Here is a 24,660-nt window from a genome sequence, read left to right on the forward strand (position 1 = left end):
CTTGCTACATCGAAATGTGGCACACTTGTATTATTAATGATTGACCAGTTTTAAAGCGCCATCGCTGTAACGCTGTCCTACATTGGGATATTTGTTTACAACTGCTTCGATGTTCTTTAATTCACCTTCGCTTAATTCAATATCTACGGCAGCTGCATTTTCTTCGAGGTATTTTCTTTTTTTCGTACCGGGAATCGGTATCAGATCATTGCCTTGCGCCAAAACCCAGGCCAGCGCAAGTTGAGCGGGTGTGCAGCCTTTTTGTTCGGCCAGAACCGCAAACTCACTCACCAGTTGCTGGTTGTTTTGCCAGTGTTCCGATTCGAACCGCGGCAATGTTCTGCGAAAATCATCACCCGGCAAACTGTCTTTATCAGGTACGGTAGCGGTTACCAAACCTCTTGCGAGCGGACTGTAAGGCACAAATGTAATACCCAGTTCGCGGATGGTATCGAGGATCTCACCTTCCGCATCGCGCGTCAATAATGAATATTCGCTTTGCAAAGCCGTTATCGGGTGCACCGCGTGCGCTTTACGAATGGTGTTGGCCGAAGCTTCAGACAAACCGAGGTACTTAACCTTGCCTTCTTTTACCAGATCGGCCATTGCGCCAACCATATCTTCAACAGGCACATTGGGATCTATGCGGTGTGCATAATACAGATCGATGGTATCGATCTTCAAACGCTGCAGGCTTTTTTCAACGGCTGTTTTCAGGTAAGCCGGTGATCCATCGAAATAAGTAGCCGGTGTGCCTGCAAAATTAGAAGTGGCGCCTTCTCTTTGCCGGAACCCAAATTTGGTAGCGATAAAAACTTTGTCCCGGTTGGGTGCCAGTACTTTTGAGATCAGCTCCTCATTATGGCCAAAGCCGTACATGTCGGCCGTATCCCAGAAATTTATGCCCAGCTCTAAAGCCCTGTTAAGCGTGGCAATGGATTCTTCATCATTGCGCGGTCCGTAGGCGAAGCTCATGCCCATGCAACCCAGCCCGATGGCCGATAGCTGAACCCCCGTATTGCCCAGATTCCTGTATTTCATAAAATTGTGTTTTGGAAACAAAATTAAAACTCAAATATGCTTTGTTGCTTGTCTGTTTCAAACCAATGCTTGCACTATTCAATCATTGCTATTTGAACAAACAAGTCGAAAAATGGTTTACAGGTGGCATTGAACCGCCGTTTCATTATTGTCAACAAAGTTATCTTTGGTAAAATGTTCCGTATATGATCTATTCATTCAAAGGCTTTATACCCGTTGTTCATGCATCTTCTTTTATTCATCCGCAGGCTGCCGTTACCGGCAATGTCATCATTGGAAAAAATGTATATGTGGGTCCGGGTGCTGCCATTCGTGGCGACTGGGGAGGAATTGTGATCGGGGACGGTTGTAATGTACAGGAGAATTGCACCATCCATATGTTTCCGGGTGTAACGGTGTTATTGAAGGAAGGTGCGCATATTGGTCATGGTGCGGTGATACATGGTGCTACCATCGGGAAGAATTGCCTGGTAGGAATGAATAGTGTAATAATGGATAATGTAGACCTCGGCGATGAATGCATTGTGGGCGCGCTCAGTTTTATAAAGGCCGATGAAAAGATCCCCGCGCGCAGTTTACTGGTAGGCAATCCTGCAAAGGTCATAAAACAGGTCTCAGACGAAATGATACAATGGAAGACGAAAGGCACCAGGTTATACCAGGAGTTGCCTTCCGAGATGTATAATGAGTGGGCGGCTTGTGAGCCGTTGCGTGAGGTGCCGGTGGACCGGCCGGAGCAGAGCTTACTTTATAGGACATGGAAGGAGGTTAAGGGGAGTTGACTAATTGACAAGTTGACGAGTTGACGAGTTAACGAGTTGACGAGATAAGCGCATTTGACAAATGATAAAATTTTTCTTGGTTGATATGATCCAACGAGAATTGTTATACCTTATGGCTAAACGATTTTATGTCGCAAACAGGGTATCAAAGTTTCGAAGAGTTGATAGTCTGGAAAAAAGCCAGGGAATTGAAAAATGAATTATTTCAGTTAGGTAAGGCTTTTCCACCTGAAGAAAAATACCGTCTTACCGATCAGTTGATAAGAAGCTCACGTTCTATAAATGCACAAATTGCCGAAGGCCACGGGAAACGTACAAATAAGGACAAAATCAAGTATTGTACTCAGGCCCGGGGCTCTATAAGTGAAACAATTAACCACCTTATCGATGCGTTCGATTGTGGATATATTTCTACCGAGCAACTTAAACGGTATAGGATCAGGTTCGATGAGCTCGAAAAAATATTAAGTGGCTATATAAAATATTTAAGAAGCCTTCCGGGCGATTGACATTGAATGTCATAGTATGTTAGTTTTCAACGTATAATCTTTAGACGTATTAACTAGTTAACTCGTTAACAAGTCAACTCGTTAACTTACCTTTGCCGCCAATTAGAAACCAGTGGAAAAATCAAACTTTGTCGATCAGATACGGATCTTCTGCCGCAGCGGACATGGCGGTGCAGGGAGCAAGCACTTTATGCGTACCAAGTTCAACCCCCAGGCCGGCCCTGATGGCGGCGATGGCGGCCGTGGCGGGCATATTATCCTGCGTGGTAATAAAAACATGTGGACCCTCTTACACCTTCGCTATTATAAGAACGTACTGGCCGAGGACGGCCAGGGTGGTAACAAAAACAATATGACCGGCCGCGATGGCAAAGACATTGTCATTGAAGTGCCGCTGGGCACCGTTGCCCGCGATGAAGAAACCGAAAAACAGGAAGTCGAGATCCTCGAACACGGGCAGGAAGTTGTTTGGATAAAAGGCGGCCGTGGCGGTTTGGGTAATGCGAAGTTTGCCACACCTACCAACCAGGCGCCCGAACATGCCCAGCCCGGTGAACCCGGCATCGAAGGCTGGAAAGTGCTGGAGCTGAAAGTGCTGGCCGATGTGGGGCTGGTAGGTTTTCCGAATGCCGGCAAATCAACCCTGCTTTCGGTTATCACCGCCGCCAAACCCAAGATCGCCGATTATGCCTTTACTACCATCAATCCCAATTTAGGCATTGTAGCCTATCGCGATGGCAAAAGCTTTTGCGTGGCCGACCTCCCGGGGATCATTGAAGGCGCGGCAGAAGGCAGGGGGCTGGGGCACCGCTTTCTGCGTCATATTGAACGCAACTCCGTTTTGCTCTTCGTAATACCTGCCGATAGCAATGACCATAGAAAAGAATTTACCATTCTGGTAAATGAGCTCGAACAATACAATCCGGAATTATTGCATAAACAGTTCCTCATTGCCGTCAGTAAAAGCGAAATGCTCGATGACGAATTGAAAACAGCTATTAAAAAAGAATTGCCGGAAAATATTCCTCACATCTTTATTTCTTCCATTACGCAACAGGGTTTGAACGAACTGAAAGATATGTTATGGAAAGCCCTGAATGAAAGCCCGGAAGTTTCAAACGCTTAATTAAGAAACAATATATAATTATAATACGTGAGCAGCCGGTTATGCAACCGGCTGCTCACGTATTGTGACAAATCTACACACTCAATACAACTAACAGGTTATTGAAATTGTGGCAGATATAGTTACCTTGGGGTACCCTAAAAACTATCTGCTTATGATGGCTATAACCGGTATACTAAAACGCCTGGCTACCCTGTTGCGTAATGTTTTCCGTGCATGTTGGGTTTTCTTTCCCGGCATTTTATTTCTCGCACTCATTCTCGTTTGTTTCTGGAATCTTGCGCAGGGTAAAGACCTGATGGTGTTAGCCACCGAACACCGCGGCTTCTTCCTATTATTTCAGTCATTGCTTGCCTTTCTTGTGTTGGTAAGCTGGTATGCTGCCCGTACCGTTGCCAATGCCAAACAGCAAAGCGCGCATACTGCGCCGGGTTACCTCAGGGCAGGGTATTACAAACACATGCCCCGCTTTATAGGCTTGTCTTTGTTTACCATCATTATGCTGGCGTTTGCACAAACGCCCCTGTTTGGCAGCCGCATCGATGATGACAGTAAAATATATTTTGTATTGCTGGCCGCATCCATCCCCTATTATTTCTGGCTGAATAATTTCCTTGAACGGCGGTTTAGAGTGATCCGCGTTAACCACCTGTTTTTAATAACTATGTTCGTTATCATCGGCGGTTCGGCTTTAATAACACTTAATGTAAGCCGTTATTCGTGGCTGGTGATCTTTATGCTGCTGGTATTGCAGGCCTGTTTTATGGTGCTGGTAGTAACGCGTCGCGAATCGCTGAAGCGGCAGATAAAACAACATAAAGACCTGGCTGTTGAAACTGGCGGTAAAACTTTGCGGCTGGCCAGCTACCTCGGTATTCCACGGGAAGAAATTCGTTTTCATATTACTTTTCTTACAATAAGCTTAGCTGCATTGGTGGTGTACCTGGCATGTACGGTGAATGTGGCATTTGCAGTAAGCCTCGGTTCCTTCCCATTTGTATTGCTGGCATTCGCCGTATTTATGGGCTTTGGGTTTATACTTACCTTTATTTCTATCCGCATTGGCATAAACATTCATCTTATCTTTCTCATGATGGTATTTCTGTTCGGTCAGTGGACAGAGCGTCATCATGTGGCACTGATTGAAAAGAACCCGGCCATAAAAGAAAGTTTTGCCGGTAAAGCCAGTGTAAGGGACTATTTTATTCAATGGGTGAAAGACAGGGACACGCTTATCAGGAAATCGCAGGAGTTCCCGGTTTATTTTGTGTTGTCAGACGGCGGTGCTTCCCGCTCGGGTTACTGGGTGGCGTCGGTATTGGGCAAACTGGAAGACACATCGAACCGCGATTTTTCAAAACACCTGTTTTGCCTGTCGGGCGCTTCGGGTGGCAGCGTAGGCAATGCGGCCTTTTATACTTTACTGAGAAATGCGGCCGGCCGGCCCGGTAAAGATCTTCCCAACAAACAGCCGTTCCATCAGGCTGGAAAAGAATATCTGCGCAGCGACTTCCTTACGTATACACTCAGCCGCATGCTGGGCCACGACTTCTTTGTAGCCATGTTACCCTTCAATACCAGCGGCGACCGCGCCAAAGCGTTGGCCGATGCGCTGGAGCAGGCGCCAAAGGATAGCGTACTGCTGAAGAACCAGCTGCAGGTGCCCTTTTCAGAACTGGCCATATATAAGAACCGGGTAAATAGTCAATTGCCCATTCTTTGTGTGAATACCACCCGCATGCAGGATGGTGCGCCATCGGTTATCAGTACCATACAAATCGATCCGCTTACATTCAATAACCGTATCGATGTGCTGGCCCGGCTTAACAATGGCCGCGATATGAAATTGAGCACCGCGGTGGTGCTGGGGGCCAGCTTTCCGTATATTAGTCCGGCAGGCCGGATCGATGGATTGAAATTCCTCAGTGCCGGGCCAACGGAATTTCCCTTTTATTTTGTCGATGGCGGGTATGTCGATAATTCCGGCGCGGGCGTAGTGCATGAAATGATCATAAAGCTGAACACATTGCGCGATTCCATTTGTAAAGCGGAAACCGATACCATTCTGCGTTCCAACTGCCGGAAGATCTCCTTCTATGTAATGCACATCAGCAACGGGCCCGAAGGTGACGTATTATTGAAAAAAGTAAATCCATTCGTCAACGACCTGGCATCGCCAATTCAAACCCTCATGGGCGCTTACGGCGTGCAAACAAGTATCAATGACAGCCGGTTGAAAAACTACCTGCGCAATATGTACGGGAACGACCTGCATTATAAACCGATCAATCTTTACCGGCCAAAGGAGCCATTGAAATATTCGATGAACTGGGCTATTTCGGGAAGAACCCTCGATAGTATGGACAAGCGGCTTTATTCGGCCGATGTTCGGGCATACATGGTAAGGGTATTACAGGAACTAAAACGTTAACGGCCAGTGCCAGACTTATTGCCAAAGGCCGGATGCCTCACCAGCATCGGGCCTTTGGCGTTCTAATGCTTTTTTAATAGTTCAGCGCCTTATCAACAATTCAATCCCGGCTGGCAGCACATCGTTCGGGCGGGAAAACCATTGCCAACTGTGCGTTTAACCAAATTTTTCAATAGGTTTGCCGCCACAAAAGCTATCATTATATGAAGAAAATTCTTTTAACGGTTGTGTTAGCCGTTACCATGGTGCGCAGCTTTGCCGATGAAGGCATGTGGCTGCCGCTATTGCTTGGACAACAGGTGTATAACGATATGGTGAAGCGCGGCGTTAAGCTTACCAAAGAACAGTTGTACAGCATGAACAAGGCCTCTATCAAAGACGCTATCATTATCTTCGGTGGATTTTGTACCGGTGAAATTGTAAGTAACGAAGGACTTATTTTTACCAACCACCACTGCGGTTATGATGCCGTAGCTACTGCCAGCTCTGTAACGAACAACTATCTTAAGAACGGTTTCTGGGCCAAAAGCAAACAGGAAGAAATTCCTTCTCCCGGATTATATGCCGAGTTCCTCACTAAAATTGAAGATGTTACCGCTGAAGTGCTCGACTCGGCCAAAGGCCTTAGCGGCCTGGAGCGTGTAGCCAAAGTAACAGCGGTTACAACAGCCATCAACAAACGGTTTTCCGATGAAGCAACCAGCACCATAGCCCGCGTAAGCGCATTGTTCAAAGGCAACCAGTACCTGGTGTTTGTTTACAAACGTTATTCCGATATCCGCCTTGCAGGAGCACCACCGGAAAGCATTGGTAAATATGGCGGCGATACCGATAACTGGGAGTGGCCCCGCCATACCGGCGACTTCTCCGTGTTCCGCGTATACATGAGCAAGGATGCTAAACCTGCTGCTTATTCTCCCGAGAACGTTCCTTTAAAGCCAAAACATTTCCTTCCCGTTTCTATAAAAGGAATTAAAGATGGCGATTATGCCATGATCTATGGTTATCCCGGCAGTACCAACCGTTATGAAACTTCATACGGCATAAAACAAAAAATTGATATCGATAACCCAACACTGGTGAAGCTGCGCGAAATGCGGTTGAAATACATGTTCGATCAAATGAAGAACGATCCCGCTATCAAACTGCAACTTGCCGCTGATTATGCCTCTATAGCTAACTACTGGAAGTTCTTCGATGGTGAAAGTAAACAACTGATCAAATATAATGTGTACGATCAGAAGAAAGCTACCGAAGCAAAATTCCAGTCCTGGGCCAATGGCAAACCGGAGTTTGAAAATATTTTCAAAGACTGGGGCGCGGCTTATGATCAATGGCGTCCGTTCTCAAAACACCGCGTATACATCAACGAAGGTATTTTCGGATCACCCCTGTTAGCCTTTGCGGCCTCATTACAACAGGTAGAGAACGCCATTGTAAAGAAAGGCAGCACCGCTGATATCAAAAAAGCGCTCGAAGCAGCCAAAGATCACAGGGCTGAATTACTTAAGAACGAGAACAAAGCTTCTGATCAGCAAATTGTTGCTGCTGTGTTACAGATGTATTACAAAGACATTGATAAAGCACAACACCCTATTGGTTTTTATGATGGGATAAAAGCAGGTTATGGCGACCTGAACGATGAAGCTACCTATAAAAAATATGCAGCCGGCATATTCGCCAATACCATGATCCTGGATAATGCCAAATGGGATGCGTTCAGCAATAATCCCGATGCCACCGTATTACAGGCAGATCCGGCATATGCGGTTGCCAGCGCATTCTTAAAGAACTGGCAGGGTAAGTTTTTACAGAGTTACCAGCAGTTCAATTTAAAGAATAATGAGTTCGGCTGTTTGTACCTGAAAGGCATTATGCAAATGGATTCGGTAAAAGCGAAGAAGATGTATCCCGATGCTACATTCACCATGCGCGTAAGCTTTGGTAATGTAAAAAGCTATGCTCCGCGCGATGCCGTTAAGTACGACTATGTTACCACCATGAAAGGTGTCATGGAAAAGTACAAACCCGGCGATTATGAGTTCGACCTGCCCGAAAAGCTGATCGAGCTGGCAAAGAAAAAAGATTTCGGTCAGTACATCGATAAACAACGCAACGATCTGGTGATTGGCTTTATTACTACCAACGATATTACCGGCGGTAACTCCGGTTCACCGGTGATCGACGCCAACGGTAACCTTATTGGTCTGGCGTTCGATGGCAACTACGAAGCGTTGAGCCACAAAATTTCATTCGACCCGGTGTATAACCGTACCATTTGTGTTGATGTACGGTATGTACTTTGGTGCATCGACAAACTGGGTGGGGCTACCAACCTCATCAAAGAGCTGAAACTGGTAAAACAATAATAAGCTATTCATACAGGCAAAAAAGGGGTGATCCGTCAACCGGCGGGTCGCCCTTTGTTTTTAACGCATTGTTATTTTAGACCGGCGCCGGCAACAGGTTGTTCCGGTATGCAATTCTTTCACTTATTTTGCAGTTCAATCTTAACGAATAATGCAGGAACAGAACGATAGGGAAATATTGCGGGAAGAACGGGAGTCCTTGGCATATGCCGACCCGGTTTCGAAATTCATCCGGTTTATTAATTACATGGTAGACCAGGTAGCTATACAGGTAATTATAAAAGGGTTAACATTTGGTGTTGCCTATTATTTGCTGGGCGACAACTATGGTGACCATGTTTTTTATCATAAGATAGATGTGGAACGCCTGAACAACCTCGACATTGAGGCGATAAAAAGTAATTTTTTGCTTTCCTTTTCTGTAACTTTTTTCTATTATCTCATTTTTGAAGCTGCTACCCGCGGCAGAACGCTTGGTAAAATACTGACCGACACAACCGCTATTACACAGGATGGGCAACCGTTTACTTTCAGGCATGCGTTAATACGCACATTGTGCAGGTTCATTCCATTTGAACCGTTTAGCGCGCTGCTGGCTTATTTGCCATGGCACGACAGCATTTCGAAAACAGCGGTGGTGAAGAAGACATGGTAGGGAGTTGACGAGTTAACTAGTTGACGAGTTGATTAGTTGACGAGTAGACCAGGAAGAATCCGCCTTTTTCGGCTGCCTGCAGATTGGTAGGCGAAGCAATATGCAAAACAAGAATAAAAAGAGGCCGCCTCCATGTTTTTGAAACATAGGAGACGGCCTCTTCCTTTATATCCTTGCAACTAGTTAACTAGTCAACTTTTCAACAACCTTCTCGCCATGCGGCTTCGCATCAATAACATCTTCTTTACGCGGACGAATGATCAGCCGGAGTGTGGGGTCGTTGGTCATAAACGACCAGAACCAGCTAAAGGCCAGCTTAACCTTATTGCGGAAACCTATTAGCGGAATAATGTGAATGAACAGCCAGATGAACCAGGCGCCAAAACCTTTAAAGAACAGCTTCGGCAGGTCAACCACCGCTTTATATTTTGCAATGATGGCCATGCTGCCCTTATCATTATACGAAAAAGCTTCCATGGGTTTGTTATCAGCCTCTTTTATAAGATTGGCAGCCAGGTGGTCGCCATGTTGAATGGCTACCTGCGCCAGTTGCGGGTGCCCGTTGGGGAAGTTCTTATCGGATGTTTGATAACTGATATCGCCAAGGGCGTAAATGTTTGCAGTATCCTGCACTTTATTGAACTCATTGACGATGATCCTTCTGCCGCGGGTAATGGCGGTTGCGGGCAGGCCGGGCACTTCGCGGCCGGTTACACCGGAAGCCCATATCAATACGTTGGTTGGGATGGTTCTTCCATCACTAAGGTATACCGTATCGTCACGATAATCTTTCACGGCGGTATTCGTAATGATCTTTACACCCAGGTTCTGCAAAACCCGTGTGGCCTCCCGTTGCGATTTTTCACTCATGGTGCCAAGCAAAACCTTACCGGCGTCGATAAGATAAAGATGCGAACGCAGGTCTTTTATTTCGGGATATTCTTTCAGGGCAATATTACGGCCGAGCTCAGCCAGCATGCCGGCTAATTCAACCCCTGTTGGGCCGCCGCCGGCGATAACGATATTCAGGTGTTTTTCTTTTTCCTTCATATCGTCGGTATGAACCGCCTCTTCCATGTTCAACAACAAATGGTTGCGCAGGTTGAGGGCATCGTCGATGGTTTTCATGGGCAGCGAGTTCTCTTTTACCTTTTCCATACCGAAGTAATTGGTTTCAGTACCCATGGCCAGTACCAGGTAATCGTATTTAACGGTACCGGTATCTGTTTCAATAGTATTTGTGTCGGGATTAACTTTTTTGAGAGAACCCATATGAAAACGCAGGTTGTGTTTTTCCTGGAACAGTCTGCGGAACGGGTAACTGATGTTCGAAGGTTCAATAAAAGCGGTGGCTACCTGGTATAGCAGCGGTGGAAAAAAGTGATAGTTGTTCTTGTCTACCAGGGTGATGTGGAAACGACTGTCTTTTGAAAGTTTTTTGATGAGGTTAATGCCGGCAAATCCACCACCGACAATAACTACTCTTTTTACTGGTTGTTCCATAACTCGTTCTTCTTATTAACATTAATGAACAAATGCATTCCTTTATGGCATAAAGGACGCCTATCGCCTAACTAACTTTTCAGGTTATGGCAAGTAATATTAAAAGCAGGGATGGAGAATGATAGACGTTGCAAAGTTCGTTACTATTCCTGAAATAGCATAAAAAAGAATGCCAGGGCCTGTCAGAATGCCCATTTTCAACCAGTTATCAGGGCGGGAATAAGAGCCGGCTGTAGTCAGAAAACTACCGGCGGGGATTTAAAAATGACTAACAGCCTGTTAGTATTGCAGTTCAGAATAGTCAGCCATTATCAATGGTATCACCACTGCGACGACCTTTTTAAGTTCCCGGATCTGGCTTTCCAAAACGGGGTATCCCTCTTCCGACCATTGCGCATTTTCAATATTCCCCGCAATGCGGGCGGCGGAAGAAATATTCAGGTTGCTGAGCGATGATTTCATGCGGTGCGCCAGGAACTTCACCTGTTTAAGATCCTTTTTTTCGAAAGCCTGTTCCAGGCCGGTGATGCCTGCCTTTGTTTCATTGATGAACACCTGTAGCATTTTAACGATGAATTTTTCATCGCCACGGGTAATTTGTTTCAGCTTGCTGAGATCGTATAATGGTGTGTCGGCTGTTTTTACCGTTTTGGCCGGATCGAAATGCGCTTCCCTTCCGAGCCATTTTGCAATCAGCCGTATGAGGTCCTCTTCTTCGAACGGTTTACTTAAATAATCGTTCATACCGGCCTGAATGCATTTTTCCATTTCACCCTTAACGGCGTTAGCTGTGAGTGCAATGATGGGAATGGTTGAGTGCAGATCGTTCCTGATATGACGCGTTGCTTCAAGGCCATCCATTACCGGCATTTGAATATCCATCAATACGATATCGAAATTGTGGTTCCGGATGGCATCAACGGCTTCTACCCCGTTTACCGCTTCGGAAATGGTTGCGCCATATTGCTTCAATATGGTTTCAGCCACCACGCGGTTCATTTCATTGTCTTCTACCAGCAAAATTCTTTTATCGGCCAGGATGTGCGCTTCCACGTGGCTGTTGTCTTTTTTAGGCAGGTCGCTTTCGGTGCCTTTGGCAAATGACAACCTTATGGTAACCTTTGTGCCTTCGCCCTTTTTACTATTTACGGTGATGGTACCATTCATCAGTTCAACCAACTGCTTAACGATGCTCATACCCAGGCCGGTTCCGCCATAACTGCGTGCAATGCTTTCATCTTCCTGGCTGAATTTGTTGAAGAGGTTTTTCAAAAATCCCTCATCCATACCCTTACCCGTATCGCTTATGACGATCTCCAATGCCTGGGAGTTGGGATTGTTATTATTTAGCAAACATTGCAGGGTTACCCGGCCGCGTTTAGTGAACTTGATCGAATTGCTGAGCAGGTTCATCAATACCTGGTTAATACGGTAGGGATCGCCTTTTAAAACCTTTGCTACTTCGGGGGCAATTGAAACGGCGAAGACCAGTCCTTTTTCTTCTGCTTTTAATTTTAACACGCGACTGGTGTTGGTTATCAGGTCGTGCATGTTGAAACCGATTTCTTCAAGGGTAACCTTGCCGGCTTCGAGTTTTGAGAAGTCGAGAATATCGTTAATGATCACCAGCAGGTTTTCGGCTGCGGTGCCGATGATCTCGAGGAAAGATTTTTGTTGTGTATTGAGCGTGGTTTTTTGTAATTGTTTGCTCATGCCCAGAATGGCGTTCATGGGCGTTCTGATCTCATGGCTCATATTGGCCAGGAACAGGTCTTTGGCATGAACCGATTTTTCGGCAATTTGTTTGGCTTCCATCAGTTGCCGTTCCAGTATTTTTTGCTGGGTAATGTCGAGGTGAATGCCAATTGAGCCTATGTGTTGTTGTTTATCGTTGTACAGCGGGGCGCCGCAAACAAGCCACCAGTTGGCATCGCTGTTTTTGGTCTTTACGTTCATTTCGTAAGCATCGGAAAGACCTAGTTGGCGCGAGTTGTTCTTTTCTTCGATAACGCGTTTGAATTCATCTTTCACAAACATGTCGGCCGCATTTTTACCAATAAGCTCATGTTCTTCATAACCGCTCATGAGGCAAAAGCTTTGGTTCACATATTTGATGTTTTCCTGCAGGTCAACTTCTATAAGTCCAAGGTTCATATTGGCAATGATGCTGCGGTATTTTTCCTCCTGTTTTTTTAGTTGGATCTCGGAGTGTTTTCTTTCGGTAATGTCGTTATACGTCCATAAGTGGCCACGGTAAACGTCATCAATGAACAGGGGGATATAATTTCTTTCGAGCACCCGTCCGTCTGCCATGTTCAGTTCTTCATTGTTGACGGGTTTTTTTTCTTTTAAATGCCTGGCGGTTTTTATTAAGAATTCGGTAGGTTGTGTAAAAAGGGAGGATGCACTTTCGTACAGTTCGGTGCATTCAATACCAACCAGCGTTTCCGGCGAGCCGGGGTAAGCAAAGAAATCGGTGAACTTTTTATTGGTAAGCACCACTTTGCCATTTTCATCTTCAAGCAGTACGCCGGTTTGCAGGTTAATAAGCAGGTGCGATAACCTGTTGGCGGTTGCGGTTAACTCGCCCTGTATGTTCTTGTAATTTTGAATATCGGTAAGGGTGCCGATGATGGTAATGGGTTTTCCGGTTTTTGATTTGCTGATAACGCCGCCGCGGTTGAGGATCCATTTGGTTTTTCCGTCCTTTAGCTTTACGCGGTATTCAACACAATGTTTGGTTATTTCACCACTCATGTACTGCCGGAAGGTATCGATGGCAATGTGCTGGTCTTCCTCGAGGATCGTTTGCCACCATACGAGATTTTCTTTTCCTTCAAAAACCGTTTTATTCAGTTCGAGGATCGATTTCTCGTTAACTGCGAAGTTCATCGTTTGGGTTGGAAAATGGTATTCCCATACGTTATCATCGATGGTCGACAGCGCCAGGCGCAACCTTTTTTCGGATTGCTGCAGCAGGTCGTCGGCTTTCTTTTTTTCCTGTAGTTCGTGTTCGAGGTAACTGATGATATCTGAGAGATCGTCGGTATCGTTGTATTTTATATTTTCGTTCCCTTTGAATTTATTGATGGTTTGTTTTAACTGCTGAATGGATGCATGTTTCAGTTCCGCTTCTTTTTTTAACTTCTCGTTGATCTGTATATATTCATTTTCACTGCAGGCAAATGCATGGTTGAACAGTTTGCGGTCCCGTTCATAATCTTCATAGGAATCATGCACTGCCTGAATGAACCGTGCAAGGTTTTCCTGCAAATAGTAATCTTCAGGAAGGTATTTTTTAATTTGCCGTTCAAGAAGTTTATTAAAGCCCATATCGCAATTATAACTCGTCAAAGGTGGTAATGGTCATTGTTTGGTTATGTAATTCGCATTTTGAATTGTCATTGAAAGGTGAAATTTCGCCGTAAGAGTAAAAGCCTGTCAACAGGGTTTTGTTGCCAAACGTATCGGCAACCGCTTCCACTTCTTCTTCGGTTCGTTTACCTAAAATGATCTTACGGCCCACACAACTGATCAGTAATGCCAGTTGGGGCGCCGCCGGCAATTTTTGAAAAGCCTGGCCCGCTGCGTTTGTGGCGGCATCAACCAGCTTATCAAAATTGGCTTTCATGAACCTTACTTTTGACCCGTTAGGAATATCACCTGCAAATACCATGCTGCCGGTTTCCTGGTCAATGGAGAGTATGGTTCGCACAATGGGTGCATCGTCTTCGTTTATTTTAATACCCAGGGGGAACAGCAATGCTGAACCGGGTAATTCATCAGCGTAAGTGCCGAGATAGGTTTTGTAAAGGTCAAGCGCTTTCTGGCCTTCGATTTCAAATAACTGATTGGCATCAGATTTTGTAACGGTGCGTTCAGGGCCGAAAATTTCCCATCCACCCATGGAAGCATGCGATACCACAAAGCTTTTGCCATAGAACGGAATGGCTACTATGTTTCCGCCGGAAGGTTTTTCATTAAGCCCTACAACGGTAGATTGAAAATTGGTGCCATCGCCGGCGAGGCCGCCCGTAACAGGTACCCGGTCATTCACCAGTTCGTTTATGCCACGCACCAGCTCACTTCCATTTACGTTGCTGCCATCGGAAATAACAAGAATGTATGCCAGGTTCACAAAATTGATGAGCCTGATCAGTGCCTTGCCGGCTTCAAAACTGTTCTCAAAATCGCGAATGTTTACAGAAACCGGTTGAATGGAAGTTTTTTCCAGCTCTATGGCCGCTACCGACACAGAATTGTCGTTGACCCGGTTATTGATGATTTCCCCGGCGGTAGAGCATAACACGATATGCGCATTGGGGAATTTTGTCTTCAGTTCTTCGTATACTGGTTGGGTGCTGATAATTTCTTTGCCGCCAAAACCCAGTACCAACTGTGTTTTGGTGAGATCGGCAATGCCGGTTTCATTTTGGATATATAGTTGATTCCCATTGTACGTAAACAATGATGTTTGCATATGGAAAGCGTTTAAAGGTTAAATAATGCATTAGATTATATTGGTTAAATGATTAGTATACGTGGGGGGATTAAAAAACGCCCTTCTAAGATAACGCAGGCTGAACGAGATTATTCACAGACAAATTCAGGGCATATTGGTTAACCCTTATATAATTTAGTCTAAATTTTTAAAACAACATCTTTGTTATTCTACTAAGTTATCCTGAATTAAGCTACCGGGAAAACATATACTGTGTAACCGTGAGTTTATTGATATAGGTCAACAGGAATGCGGGTTTTAGCATTGGTGCGGGAATGGAATGGCGATTTAGTAAGGGTTTTTATTATAGAATGCTTAATAGTTTGTTTTTATGCTTCATGGCCGCCTTGTAGCCTGCTTCATAAATGAGGTCGGCTTTGTTTACATCGAACATCCCGAACTCATGCAGGTCGGGCTCAACAAAAACCTGCAGGGCGGGCACTTTGCTATAAACGGTAGGAGCAATGGCCATGTGAAAGCATTTTTCTATCAGGTTCATTTTGCCGATGCGTTTGCCATTGCCCAGTCCTTTTGGAATACTGTTGACATAACAGCCGATGAGCACATCGCATTTTTTTTCGATCGGTTCAACGGGAAAGTTATTGAGCAGTCCGCCATCAACGAGTACATGTTCGTCGATCTTAACCGGTTCAAATATGGCCGGAACCGAAGCGGAGGCAATAACCGTTTCAATGAGCCTGCCTTTGGAAAAGGTAATGGCTTCATTGGCGGCAAAATCGGTAGCGGTAATGAACAGTTTTTTTTGAAGGCTTTCGAAAGAATCTTCGGGAATATGGGTTTGTAGAACTTTTTTCAGCACCTTCATGGAGAAGAGTCCGTCTTTATTCAGCAGAAAGCTCGACCAGCCGAAATAGGAGTTCTTTTTAAGGAGATCGCGTATTTTTTGAGGCGAGTGGCCGGCGGCGTACAACGCGCCAACAATAGCGCCGGCGCTTACTCCGGATATGACGTGAACTTCTATTTGAAGTTCTTCCAGAACCTGTAACAGTCCCAAATGAGCGAACCCGCGAACGCCGCCACCGCTTAGTACGATACCTGTTTTTGCCATTGGTAGAGAATTTATACTGCGGCCCCAAAGTATGCGCTTTTGACGTTAATTGCAATAGGGGCGGTTGATTATTTTACAGTTCGGGATTGTTGTTTTTCGTTATGCTTCATTTAACATTTTGCTATATGTAATTCAGGGTAGAAAATGATCTGCTGGTAACTACAAATAAGTTTATGAATTTTTGTATTGATCAAATAGATAAAATCACTTGTGGCTGGCATGGGGGTGCATATACTGATCGTCGTCATCATTTGTAAACGTGTTCTATAAAAAATACTTTCCAACAGTACTTTAGTATTAATAAATAAGGACTCCTGTATTTTATACTGATCTTCCTCCCTGCAAACGATGTCGGGAACGATTGCACAGAAAAAGGCTCTGGCCATGACTGTTTGATTTTTAGCAATCACTATCTTACATAAACGACTTTTTTGGGTTACTAACGATTGCCTGGCCATTTTCGCTGCAGCCATTTTAATTTGTACCCGCTTTTTACCCCGCCTGATTGCCGTTTAAACCAGGTAACCGCCATGTACACCCCATTGTTTTACGATTGCTATTATTAACGACCAAACAGCTTCCAAATGAAGAAAACATCCATTTGTATGGCAGTGCTTGCCATTGTTTTTTCTATTGCTTCCTGTTCAAAATCCCTCAGGTCTGATGAGGCGGTTTCGGAGGATCCCGCCGATGACCGCACCGCCACCACTGAAGCGCCTTTCGGAATAGCCGGTTTTGCCACCCAAAACGGCGGCACTACGGGCGGACAGGGCGGTAGCACAGTTACCGCTACCACCTACGCGCAACTGAAAAGTTATCTCGAAAGCTCAACCACTTACATCGTTCGGGTAGACCGCAGGATCTATAACGGCACCAAGGGTGGCAGCATCAATGTAAATTCCAACAAAACCCTGCTGGGCGTAGGCACCGCAGGGTTCCTCGATGGCATTGGGTTAAATATCTCCAGTAAACGGAATATCATAATCCAGAACATCAAGATCACGCTCACGTCCATTACCGATCGTAGCGACCCCGCTGTTTACGATCCCGATGGCGATGAAGGCCTTCCCCAGATCATCGTAAACGGTGGCGATTGCATCGGCATTCAGGGCAGCAGTTCCAATGTGTGGATAGATCATTGTGAACTATACAACACCGACCCAACAGTTCAAACTAATAAAGACCTGTACGACGGACTGATTGATATCAAACATACAAGTCAGTACATAACGCTGTCGTGGAATTACTTCCATGATAACCACAAAACCCATTTGATAGGTTCATCGGATTCCGATATCTCGGATAGAAAATTGACTTTCCACCATAATTATTACCGCAATATTCAATCGAGGTTGCCGCTGAACCGTGGTGGTGTGGCGCATGTGTATAACAACTATTATAATGTGATCCGCGGATCCGGCATCGATAGCCGTATGGGCGCCTGTGTACGCGTGGAGAATAATGTATTTGAAACAGTGAAAAGCCCGGTGATCGCCAGCGGTTCTACACTGGGTAAATACCAGGTAATTGGAAATACATTTTCAGGGATCACAGGTACCGCAGCGCCTACCACTTCCACCTGCACATTTACGCCGCCATATTCATATTCACTGGATGCGGCCAGTGCGGTGAAGTCGGGTGTAATGTCAGGTGCAGGCATCGGAAAAATTTGATCTATACAGTAAAGCTTTTGGCTTAAATTTACGTACAGGCGTAGTTGCGGACAGTTGAGTGGCTGAATGCAACTATGCTTTTTTAATTATAAAAAGAACCAACATGACAATAGTAAGAAGAGCAGCTGCATTACTGCTATGTGTACCGCTGGTAGATGTGGCGAGGTTTGTAAAGGAGCGGAGGGGAAAGTAAACGTAAATTCTTATTTCCCCCCGAATTCCATGGAGCATTGTGTTTGGTTACTATTATTATGTTGAAAATCATTTGATTACTGTCATAAATCTTGATTTTGTAAGTTTGCAAATGTCACCTTTTTTCATATATTTGTGACAATGCAAAAAACGCATACGCATATTGAGCATGTAATTATGCGAAGAAAAGGAGGAGAATTAATATTCCCTACTGACTTCCGCGGAAAGGGTACGGAGGATGCTATTAAAAAAGCATTATCAAGGCTAACTCAGGAAGGTGTGTTGAAGCGATTGGCACATGGTATTTATTATATCCCTAAAATCGATCCGGTATTAGGTGAACTTCGGCCAGGTGCTGAAGATGTTGTAAAGATGCTTGCCAAAAAAGAAAAGATTCGGGTGAAACCCGCTGGTGCTTATGCGCTTCACCAGTTAGGTCTTACTAACCAGGTTCCAACCAAACTTGTTTACATAACAGACGGGAATCCCCGCTTATTTAAGCTGGGAAAGATGCAGATCAGGTTCAAAGCAACTACGCCAAGAAAGCTGTCTACAATTGGAAAGATCAGCAGTCTGGTTATCCAGGCGCTTGAAGAAATTGGGCCTGAAAACGTAGATGCAAAAACGGAGTTAAAAATTTATGAGCTTCTTAAGAAGGAAGATCCTAAAAAACTAAAACATGATCTTGCATTGGCCCCTGCTAAAGTAAATGATTACATTTTCAAACTTTTGAGAAAGCAGGAAAATGACAGGTTGGTTGAAACTAACAAGCGAACAACGTAAAGCTTCCATTGATCAGGCAGAACAATTAAGTGGTATAAGTGCGAAGGCAATTGAAAAAGATTGGTGGGTTACACTTACCTTAAAAGCGTTATTTCGCAATTTATATTCCAGATACATAGTATTTAAAGGAGGCACATCTTTAAGTAAGTGCTGGAAAATTATTGCTCGTTTTTCAGAAGACATTGACATCGCCCTATCGCCGGAGGCTTTTGAGATGGCTTATATTGAGAATCCTTCAAAAACTACCGTTGAAAGGTTGAAAAGAAGAGGATGTGCTTTCATAAGCAAGGAATTAAAGACTGAAGTTGAAAAACAAATTTCGGCATTGGGGGTGCCTGAAGGAATGATAATTATCAGCGCTGCAGTTATACCCAATAAATTTCCCGATACCGATCCCCAAACCCTTTACATTAGATATCCCTCATTATATGCACCTGGGAGCTATATATCAGATGAAGTAAAGGTTGAAGTCAGTGTAAGGTCACTCTCTATTCCGTTTAAAACGATATCCATACATTCTCTTCTAAACGAAATTAATCCCAATTCTTTTTATGGCGAGAATCCATTTAATGTAGAGGCTGTTGCACCAGGAAAGACCTTTTTAGAGAAAGCATTCCTGCTTCATGAGGAATTCGGGAAACCCGATAGGTCTAAGATCAGGTCGGAAAGGATGTCCAGGCATTTATATGACCTTGGAAATATTATGAAAACTACGTTCAGTAGGGAAGCCCTTAATGATCTCAGGCTGTATGAATATTTAATAAATCATCGGAAATACTATTATAGAATTTCCTGGTTTGATTATGAAAGCCTGCGGCCCGCAACTATATCGTTTGTTCCTCCTGATGATCTTCTCAATGTATATCGTCAAGACTATGAACGGATGCAGGAACAAATGATTTATGGAGAAAATTTACCTTTTGATGAATTAATTGATCAGTTGAAAATTTTGCAGAGTGAATTCAGAAAAATTAGTAATATGTGATTAATTAATAGCTCACCCTCATGGAACTCCGGCTTCTCGTAGTACGTACCTCAGACATGGAAAGGCTTGCAGCGTTCTATTCCTTATTCGGCTTAATCTTCGATTATCACAAACATGGAAAATCTCCTTATCACTATTCGGCTACACTTGGAAGCACTGTCCTTGAAATTTATCCCCTGGCAAAAGGACAAAGCGACGCCGAAATAAATTTAAGATTGGGATTTGCGGTAAATAACTTTGAAACAATCGTTAAATTGTTGAAAGAAAAAGAAACAGTGTTCTTGTCGGAACCCATGCAAACCGACTATGGTTTTATGACTATCATTAAAGACCCCGACGGACGAAAAATAGAATTATATAAGTTGTAACAGATCAACAATGCAGAAAATTTCAAAAACGCCAAACCAGGTAGCAGAGCAAATTGAGCGATGGTTTCTAATGTATCATAAAGCAGAAAGATCTTCATTCAACGGATCGGAACCGTTCACGATTTTTAATCAATTGTATTTTGAAAAGCAAAACCAACTGATCAGCCGGGTGGAGTTCAACAAAAAGGAAATTCCGGTACTCGTGTTGTCTCTTAATACAAATGAATTTATATTAAATACTACTGAAAGATTTATACATATAGATAATTCAGGTATCACCTCCCTGTTTTATAAAGACTTCGATGGCAACAGGGGCTTTAAAGCATTTGGGCCCGGACAAATGGATAACAGAACAATTGTGAATATAAAAACCGAAGGGAAACTGGCGGAATTCGGGTTAAAGAAAAAAGACGGGGAGGTAATTTACTGGCCCGTACCTACCGGTAAACCAGGTTTTGCTTTCTGGAATATCACTGATAAGTTCAGGATCATTGGACGGAGATATGTGATAAAACCTGAGGAGTAAACGCTGTACCCGATACCGATCAACAGGTACAATGGTTGAAGGATAGAGAGAAAAGCATTTAACGATCTTCTCTCATTTAATGCCCTTACAACTTGATCTTCAGCCCATAATTCCGCTTCAACGCCAGTAACGCTTCCGCATTTCCGCGGGCATCGTCGACCGGGTTGTGTGTGTGCGCTGTTTTGCGCAAATGTTTGAAATTTTGGAAGGTATCTTTTACCAACCCTTTGTACAGGCTGCCCAAATTTTGTGAACTAAATCCAAATGGATTTGAGCCTGTGAAATGATGAAAATACCAGCAGATAAACATCCAGTCGAAACCATTATTATCGCTGATAAATACGGGCCGGTCTTTTGCCACTTGTTTTATCCAGTCTGCAAATGATCTCATAACGATTGCGGCATCATCAAACGCCATCGTTTCTTCGCGACTGAAACCCGAAACGGCCAATGCTTCGGGAATAAACTTATTTGAAATGGGTTTACATTTTCCATAAAAGGTTTTACTTAACTGTTCATCGACCAGCACGGCGCCAAAACAGATCATGGAATAATCTCCCGGTATAGGCCCATCACTTTCTATATCAACCATGATATAAGCCATAAAATTGTGTTTAAGATGTAACTAAAATATTGTTCTGATAATTGCCAGGTCGCCACCCGGCTTTAATCCCCAGTTGGTTTGAATATCGAGCAGTTTGCTGTTCAGCATATTGCTGTTATGGCTTCCTTCTTCATCAAACAACAGGTATTCAATAACATTGCCCGGGGCTGCATAGGTTTTGTTATCGAATTTTTTAAAGGTAAATATTCCATCAGTCACCAGACTGAAGTCTTGCAAATCCTGCGCAGTAATCCTTTGATGCTGGCTGCCATACCATCTATTGAATTCTTCATGCAGGTGATAACCCAAATAATCAGGTTTGTTGTCTTGCTCAAATTCATACAGATGCTTATTGATACATATTAAACCGTCGCCTATGCACAGGAATTCTCCTGAGCGGTTGTTTGTATCAATAACACCGATCAATAAAGTATTCAACACTTCTTCCCTTTCTAACTGAAGGATATTTTTAGCACAGCGCAATTCTTCAAATAACTGCCTTGTTATTTTTTCCAGAGTCTGCTCTAAGCCGGCTGATTCTTTCGACAAGAATTCTTTATAGCTGTGCTCTTTGGAAATTTTTCTCAGCAATTTACCTGTTAAAGTAGCCGCGAAGTAGCTGTCGGCCCCCATTGTGCAGCCGTCCATTACAGCACACAGGAGCCTGTTTTTCCCAATTTCTGCCGTGATAAAATAATCTTCGCAATGGTTGGTGTGAAGCGCACCGATTTGTAGCGTAGTATAGATTCTCATTCAGGAATACGCAGCAAAAATAATAAAATCTGAATGTTCTGCAATGGCTCCGGCTATTTTGACCAGATTTTACCTGTTTTCAATGAAACCGAAACTTATTCTATGAACCGTTTATATATGCGAAAGTTCGTAGCCATTAACCACAAAGCACTACTGTTCTTCTCTTTCCTGTTTCCAATCATCGTCCTTGATCAAATTGTAAAATTGAAGCTCGAATTGGTGAAGGAGTGATTTGCAGTTCTTCTGTAATTTTGCACTGTATGAAACAGAAAATGCTTCAACGGTCGTTCGAGTTGTATGTAGCCGATATGGAATTGTGGTATGCCCGGCCGCTGATCTATCATTTCTTCGAGATCGTACAGATACTGGAAGGTGATGGGGTGCGGGAAGTGAACCAAAACCGTTATCCATACAGTAAAGGCAGCATTTTTTTATTCACCCCGCTCGATTGCCGCGGTTTTGAAATGAATTCACCCACGCGGTTCTGCTCTATTCGCTTTTCAGAGGTTTTCCTCAGCAAATGCAAGAACGGCCAGGAACGTGAACGCATTACCCAATGGCTGCGCCAACTGGAGCATATCTTCTACCATCATAACCGTTTTGAACGGGTGCTAATAAAACAGGAAACCGATTGCCAGATGATCGCCACCCTGATCGGCCATATGGTGCAGGAATTTGAAGCGCAACAACCCTACTATGAAGAGAACCTGCAACATTTTATTACCCTGGTGTTGAACATCCTGGCGCGTAATGTGGCCGAAAGTAAAGTGACCGTAGCGGCTGAATCTCAACCGGAACCGCTTATCAATCGTATGTTGCTGTACGTTCATGAAAACATTCGCCACCCCGAAAAATTGCGCATCAGCCACCTCGCCGGACATTTTAATTTATCGGCCAATTATGTGGGCGAATATTTCAGGAAACTTACCGGTGAAAGCCTGCAGCAATATATTATCCAATATAAAATGCAACTGGTGCAACACCGCCTTACCAACAGCACCCTCACCATCAGTCAGATTGCCGATGAATTGGGTTTTTCAGATGAAAGCCATCTGAACCGGCAGTTCAGAAAACACAGCGGCGGCGTAAGCCCGGTAGCGTTTCGCAAAAACGCAAAATAACGTGCCTGATGCGGCAACCACGCTCTTCTTTGATCCAGCGAAACTTCCACTGTTCCCGGAAACCTGTGTTGAACATTTTGTCCCTGCTTCTGCCAACCTCGAATTGTACAGAACAAACCTTTCTTTATCACTGTTCGGCCATGGCGATGACTGCTAATTTTGACATTAAATAAATGTCAGTCATGCAATTGAGTAAGTTATTGTCGCCATTGGTCACCGATCGTATCACATTGAACAACCGGGTTGTAATGGCGCCCATGAGCCGCCGTCGCGCAGAGAACGGTATACCCAATACTTCCACCGAACTGTATTTTGCGCAGAGAGCCGGCGCCGGGTTGATAATCACCGATAATACGGCCGTTGCCGCCAATGGTATCGGCTATTTGAATACACCCGGCATATATAATGAAAAGCAAAAGGAAGGCTGGAGGAAGGTCGTAAATGCCGTTCATGCGCGGGGCGGAAAGATCTTTGTTCAACTGGTGCATGCCGGCCGTATTGGTCATTCATTGAATTACGAAGGCGATGAACCGATCGTAGCACCTTCGGCAGTACAGGCCGATGGGGTAATACGCATTCCCGGTGATCTGCATGTGCCTTTTCCGGTTCCCGAAGCGCTTACCACTTCCGGCGCCAAAGCACTGGTGCAGGCGCACATACGGGCTGCGTTAAATGCCATTGAAGTGGGTTTCGACGGGGTAGAAATTCACGGCGCCCATGGGTTCCTGCCCGAACAGTTCTTACACCCGTATACCAATCGCCGCACCGATGAATACGGCGGCAGCATAGAAAACAGAAGCCGCTTTTTACTGGAGATCATGGAAGGCGTGGTGGCTGCTATCGGTAAAGAAAAGACCGGGGTGCGATTATCGCCTTTTGCGCATATCAATGACTTGCCGGCATATGATGAGGAAGCCAAAACATATAAGTATATTATCGACAAACTGCAACAACTCGATATTCTGTACATACACCTGTCGGCCCTGGCGAGTAATGGGAAATCATCAATTCCTATAGCGTTTATTGAAGATGTGCGGGCGCGTTTTAATAACCTGCTGATGCTGGCCGGTGGTTTTACCGCTGCTTCCGCAGAAGCCATCTTACAGCAAGAGCTGGTCGACCTGGCGGCTTTTGGTAAACCTTTTATTGCCAACCCCGACCTGGTTGAACGCTTCAGGCATAATGCCGGACTGGCCACTCCCGATCCCGACACGTTTTACCAGGGTGGAGATGCCGGGTATATCGATTACCCCGCCATCTATACGAATAGCCGGTGGTGCTGCACGGATTAAGCGCAGGCTTAATCGCACTCGATGCGGTGACCAAAGCGGATAACATGCCCATCAGGGTCTTCCACCATCATTTCGCGCATGTACCATTCACGGCTGGTGGGCGGCATTATTATTTTTGCTCCTTTTTCTTTTATGTGTTCGTAATAGGCATCAACATTATCAAGAACGATACATAACCAGGTGCCCGGCTGTCCCTGGCCGTTTTCACAAAAGAAGATCTCAACGCCGTTTTTTACAACGCCGCCAAATGGGGGTGGATCTCTCCATTCCCATTGTTCTTCAAATCCCAGTTTATTTACATAATAATCGAGGCTGTTCTTCAGGTTGGAAGAATAGAGAATGGTAATTGACTTTTCGAATATCATGGGAACAATTTT

Annotated in this window: 22 protein-coding genes; 13 read left to right on the forward strand and 9 right to left on the reverse strand. The window is 44.6% G+C overall.

Features of this window, described 5'->3' with window-relative positions; all coding sequences use genetic code 11:
- Positions 1-33: 33 nt before the first annotated feature.
- Positions 34-1,041, reverse strand: a complete 1,008-nt coding sequence (locus A4R26_RS33335; RefSeq protein WP_081171368.1) for an aldo/keto reductase — start codon at positions 1,039-1,041, stop codon at positions 34-36.
- A gap of 185 nt (positions 1,042-1,226) precedes the next feature.
- Between A4R26_RS33335 and A4R26_RS33340 the strand changes: the two genes are divergently transcribed.
- The 6 genes from A4R26_RS33340 (at position 1,227) to A4R26_RS33365 (ending at position 8,913) form a co-directional block, all read left to right on the forward strand.
- Complete coding sequence (locus tag A4R26_RS33340; protein WP_081171370.1) at positions 1,227-1,823, forward strand: acyltransferase; 597 nt, start codon at positions 1,227-1,229, stop codon at positions 1,821-1,823.
- Between the two features lie 128 nt (positions 1,824-1,951).
- Entirely contained in the window at positions 1,952-2,332 is a 381-nt protein-coding gene (locus tag A4R26_RS33345; protein ID WP_081171372.1) for a four helix bundle protein, read from the forward strand.
- Between the two features lie 112 nt (positions 2,333-2,444).
- Positions 2,445-3,458, forward strand: a complete 1,014-nt coding sequence (obgE, locus tag A4R26_RS33350) for a GTPase ObgE (protein WP_081171374.1) — start codon at positions 2,445-2,447, stop codon at positions 3,456-3,458.
- A 154-nt stretch (positions 3,459-3,612) separates the two neighbouring features.
- Positions 3,613-5,889 (forward strand): patatin-like phospholipase domain-containing protein, encoded by a 2,277-nt coding sequence (locus A4R26_RS33355; protein ID WP_081171376.1) that lies wholly within the window; start codon positions 3,613-3,615, stop codon positions 5,887-5,889.
- 203 nt (positions 5,890-6,092) lie between these two features.
- A complete protein-coding gene (locus A4R26_RS33360; RefSeq protein WP_081171378.1) occupies positions 6,093-8,258 on the forward strand; it encodes a S46 family peptidase in 2,166 nt (721 codons plus the stop codon).
- A 151-nt stretch (positions 8,259-8,409) separates the two neighbouring features.
- Positions 8,410-8,913 carry an RDD family protein gene (locus A4R26_RS33365; RefSeq protein ID WP_081171380.1) on the forward strand — a complete coding sequence of 168 codons (504 nt, stop codon included), beginning with the start codon at positions 8,410-8,412 and terminating at the stop codon, positions 8,911-8,913.
- Between the two features lie 183 nt (positions 8,914-9,096).
- Here A4R26_RS33365 and A4R26_RS33370 read toward each other — a convergent pair whose 3' ends face one another.
- From A4R26_RS33370 to A4R26_RS33390, 5 genes are all read right to left on the reverse strand, one after another.
- Positions 9,097-10,416 carry an NAD(P)/FAD-dependent oxidoreductase gene (locus A4R26_RS33370; protein WP_081171382.1) on the reverse strand — a complete coding sequence of 440 codons (1,320 nt, stop codon included), beginning with the start codon at positions 10,414-10,416 and terminating at the stop codon, positions 9,097-9,099.
- A 279-nt stretch (positions 10,417-10,695) separates the two neighbouring features.
- Positions 10,696-13,749, reverse strand: coding sequence for a PAS domain-containing hybrid sensor histidine kinase/response regulator (locus tag A4R26_RS33375; protein ID WP_081171384.1), 3,054 nt, complete (start codon positions 13,747-13,749; stop codon positions 10,696-10,698).
- A 7-nt stretch (positions 13,750-13,756) separates the two neighbouring features.
- A complete protein-coding gene (locus tag A4R26_RS33380; protein ID WP_081171386.1) occupies positions 13,757-14,896 on the reverse strand; it encodes an FIST signal transduction protein in 1,140 nt (379 codons plus the stop codon).
- A 325-nt stretch (positions 14,897-15,221) separates the two neighbouring features.
- A complete protein-coding gene (locus A4R26_RS33385; RefSeq protein WP_081171388.1) occupies positions 15,222-15,986 on the reverse strand; it encodes a patatin-like phospholipase family protein in 765 nt (254 codons plus the stop codon).
- Between the two features lie 110 nt (positions 15,987-16,096).
- Complete coding sequence (locus A4R26_RS33390) at positions 16,097-16,459, reverse strand: hypothetical protein (RefSeq protein ID WP_081171390.1); 363 nt, start codon at positions 16,457-16,459, stop codon at positions 16,097-16,099.
- A 111-nt stretch (positions 16,460-16,570) separates the two neighbouring features.
- Between A4R26_RS33390 and A4R26_RS33395 the strand changes: the two genes are divergently transcribed.
- The 5 genes from A4R26_RS33395 to A4R26_RS33415 all read left to right on the forward strand — a co-directional run bounded on the left by A4R26_RS33395 (position 16,571) and on the right by A4R26_RS33415 (position 20,513).
- Positions 16,571-17,659, forward strand: a complete 1,089-nt coding sequence (locus A4R26_RS33395; protein ID WP_081171392.1) for a pectate lyase family protein — start codon at positions 16,571-16,573, stop codon at positions 17,657-17,659.
- 333 nt (positions 17,660-17,992) lie between these two features.
- Complete coding sequence (locus A4R26_RS33400; protein ID WP_081171394.1) at positions 17,993-18,634, forward strand: DUF6088 family protein; 642 nt, start codon at positions 17,993-17,995, stop codon at positions 18,632-18,634.
- Entirely contained in the window at positions 18,609-19,619 is a 1,011-nt protein-coding gene (locus tag A4R26_RS33405) for a nucleotidyl transferase AbiEii/AbiGii toxin family protein (RefSeq protein ID WP_165760505.1), read from the forward strand. Before A4R26_RS33400 ends, A4R26_RS33405 begins: the two co-directional genes overlap by 26 nt.
- A 20-nt stretch (positions 19,620-19,639) precedes the next feature.
- Positions 19,640-19,987, forward strand: a complete 348-nt coding sequence (locus A4R26_RS33410; RefSeq protein ID WP_081171398.1) for a VOC family protein — start codon at positions 19,640-19,642, stop codon at positions 19,985-19,987.
- A 10-nt stretch (positions 19,988-19,997) separates the two neighbouring features.
- Entirely contained in the window at positions 19,998-20,513 is a 516-nt protein-coding gene (locus A4R26_RS33415) for a hypothetical protein (protein ID WP_081171400.1), read from the forward strand.
- A gap of 85 nt (positions 20,514-20,598) precedes the next feature.
- Here the strand turns inward: A4R26_RS33415 and A4R26_RS33420 are convergent, their stop codons facing one another.
- Together A4R26_RS33420 and A4R26_RS33425 are read right to left on the reverse strand one after the other, a co-directional pair.
- Positions 20,599-21,117: an exonuclease gene (locus A4R26_RS33420; protein ID WP_081171402.1), complete on the reverse strand. Its 519-nt coding sequence runs from the start codon at positions 21,115-21,117 to the stop codon at positions 20,599-20,601.
- Positions 21,118-21,138: 21 nt separating this feature from the next.
- Positions 21,139-21,870, reverse strand: a complete 732-nt coding sequence (locus A4R26_RS33425; RefSeq protein WP_081171404.1) for a protein phosphatase 2C domain-containing protein — start codon at positions 21,868-21,870, stop codon at positions 21,139-21,141.
- A gap of 260 nt (positions 21,871-22,130) precedes the next feature.
- Here A4R26_RS33425 and A4R26_RS33435 point away from each other — a divergent pair, with 260 nt between their 5' ends.
- Positions 22,131-22,991, forward strand: a complete 861-nt coding sequence (locus tag A4R26_RS33435; RefSeq protein WP_081171408.1) for an AraC family transcriptional regulator — start codon at positions 22,131-22,133, stop codon at positions 22,989-22,991.
- Positions 22,992-23,173: 182 nt separating this feature from the next.
- A complete protein-coding gene (locus A4R26_RS33440) occupies positions 23,174-24,283 on the forward strand; it encodes an alkene reductase (RefSeq protein WP_081171410.1) in 1,110 nt (369 codons plus the stop codon).
- Positions 24,284-24,291: 8 nt separating this feature from the next.
- Here A4R26_RS33440 and A4R26_RS33445 read toward each other — a convergent pair whose 3' ends face one another.
- Entirely contained in the window at positions 24,292-24,648 is a 357-nt protein-coding gene (locus A4R26_RS33445; RefSeq protein ID WP_081171412.1) for a glyoxalase superfamily protein, read from the reverse strand.
- Positions 24,649-24,660 lie beyond the last annotated feature (12 nt).

The sequence above is a fragment of the Niastella populi genome, assembly GCF_002078015.1.
Lineage (GTDB): Bacteria > Bacteroidota > Bacteroidia > Chitinophagales > Chitinophagaceae > Niastella > Niastella populi.

Bases quoted from the DNA above. Each gene is read 5' to 3' on its own strand.
- A4R26_RS33390 (WP_081171390.1), bottom strand. From the start codon at position 16,459: ATGGCTGCAGCGAAAATGGCCAGGCAATCGTTAGTAACCCAAAAAAGT.
- A4R26_RS33420 (WP_081171402.1), bottom strand. From the start codon at position 21,117: ATGGCTTATATCATGGTTGATATAGAAAGTGATGGGCCTATACCGGGA.
- A4R26_RS33410 (WP_081171398.1), top strand. From the start codon at position 19,640: ATGGAACTCCGGCTTCTCGTAGTACGTACCTCAGACATGGAAAGGCTT.
- A4R26_RS33355 (WP_081171376.1), top strand. From the start codon at position 3,613: ATGATGGCTATAACCGGTATACTAAAACGCCTGGCTACCCTGTTGCGT.
- A4R26_RS33340 (WP_081171370.1), top strand. From the start codon at position 1,227: ATGATCTATTCATTCAAAGGCTTTATACCCGTTGTTCATGCATCTTCT.
- A4R26_RS33380 (WP_081171386.1), bottom strand. From the start codon at position 14,896: ATGCAAACATCATTGTTTACGTACAATGGGAATCAACTATATATCCAA.
- A4R26_RS33425 (WP_081171404.1), bottom strand. From the start codon at position 21,870: ATGAGAATCTATACTACGCTACAAATCGGTGCGCTTCACACCAACCAT.
- A4R26_RS33360 (WP_081171378.1), top strand. From the start codon at position 6,093: ATGAAGAAAATTCTTTTAACGGTTGTGTTAGCCGTTACCATGGTGCGC.
- A4R26_RS33395 (WP_081171392.1), top strand. From the start codon at position 16,571: ATGAAGAAAACATCCATTTGTATGGCAGTGCTTGCCATTGTTTTTTCT.
- A4R26_RS33440 (WP_081171410.1), top strand. From the start codon at position 23,174: ATGCAATTGAGTAAGTTATTGTCGCCATTGGTCACCGATCGTATCACA.
- A4R26_RS33445 (WP_081171412.1), bottom strand. From the start codon at position 24,648: ATGATATTCGAAAAGTCAATTACCATTCTCTATTCTTCCAACCTGAAG.
- A4R26_RS33400 (WP_081171394.1), top strand. From the start codon at position 17,993: ATGCAAAAAACGCATACGCATATTGAGCATGTAATTATGCGAAGAAAA.
- A4R26_RS33335 (WP_081171368.1), bottom strand. From the start codon at position 1,041: ATGAAATACAGGAATCTGGGCAATACGGGGGTTCAGCTATCGGCCATC.
- A4R26_RS33435 (WP_081171408.1), top strand. From the start codon at position 22,131: ATGAAACAGAAAATGCTTCAACGGTCGTTCGAGTTGTATGTAGCCGAT.
- A4R26_RS33370 (WP_081171382.1), bottom strand. From the start codon at position 10,416: ATGGAACAACCAGTAAAAAGAGTAGTTATTGTCGGTGGTGGATTTGCC.
- A4R26_RS33385 (WP_081171388.1), bottom strand. From the start codon at position 15,986: ATGGCAAAAACAGGTATCGTACTAAGCGGTGGCGGCGTTCGCGGGTTC.
- A4R26_RS33375 (WP_081171384.1), bottom strand. From the start codon at position 13,749: ATGGGCTTTAATAAACTTCTTGAACGGCAAATTAAAAAATACCTTCCT.
- A4R26_RS33365 (WP_081171380.1), top strand. From the start codon at position 8,410: ATGCAGGAACAGAACGATAGGGAAATATTGCGGGAAGAACGGGAGTCC.
- A4R26_RS33415 (WP_081171400.1), top strand. From the start codon at position 19,998: ATGCAGAAAATTTCAAAAACGCCAAACCAGGTAGCAGAGCAAATTGAG.
- A4R26_RS33345 (WP_081171372.1), top strand. From the start codon at position 1,952: ATGTCGCAAACAGGGTATCAAAGTTTCGAAGAGTTGATAGTCTGGAAA.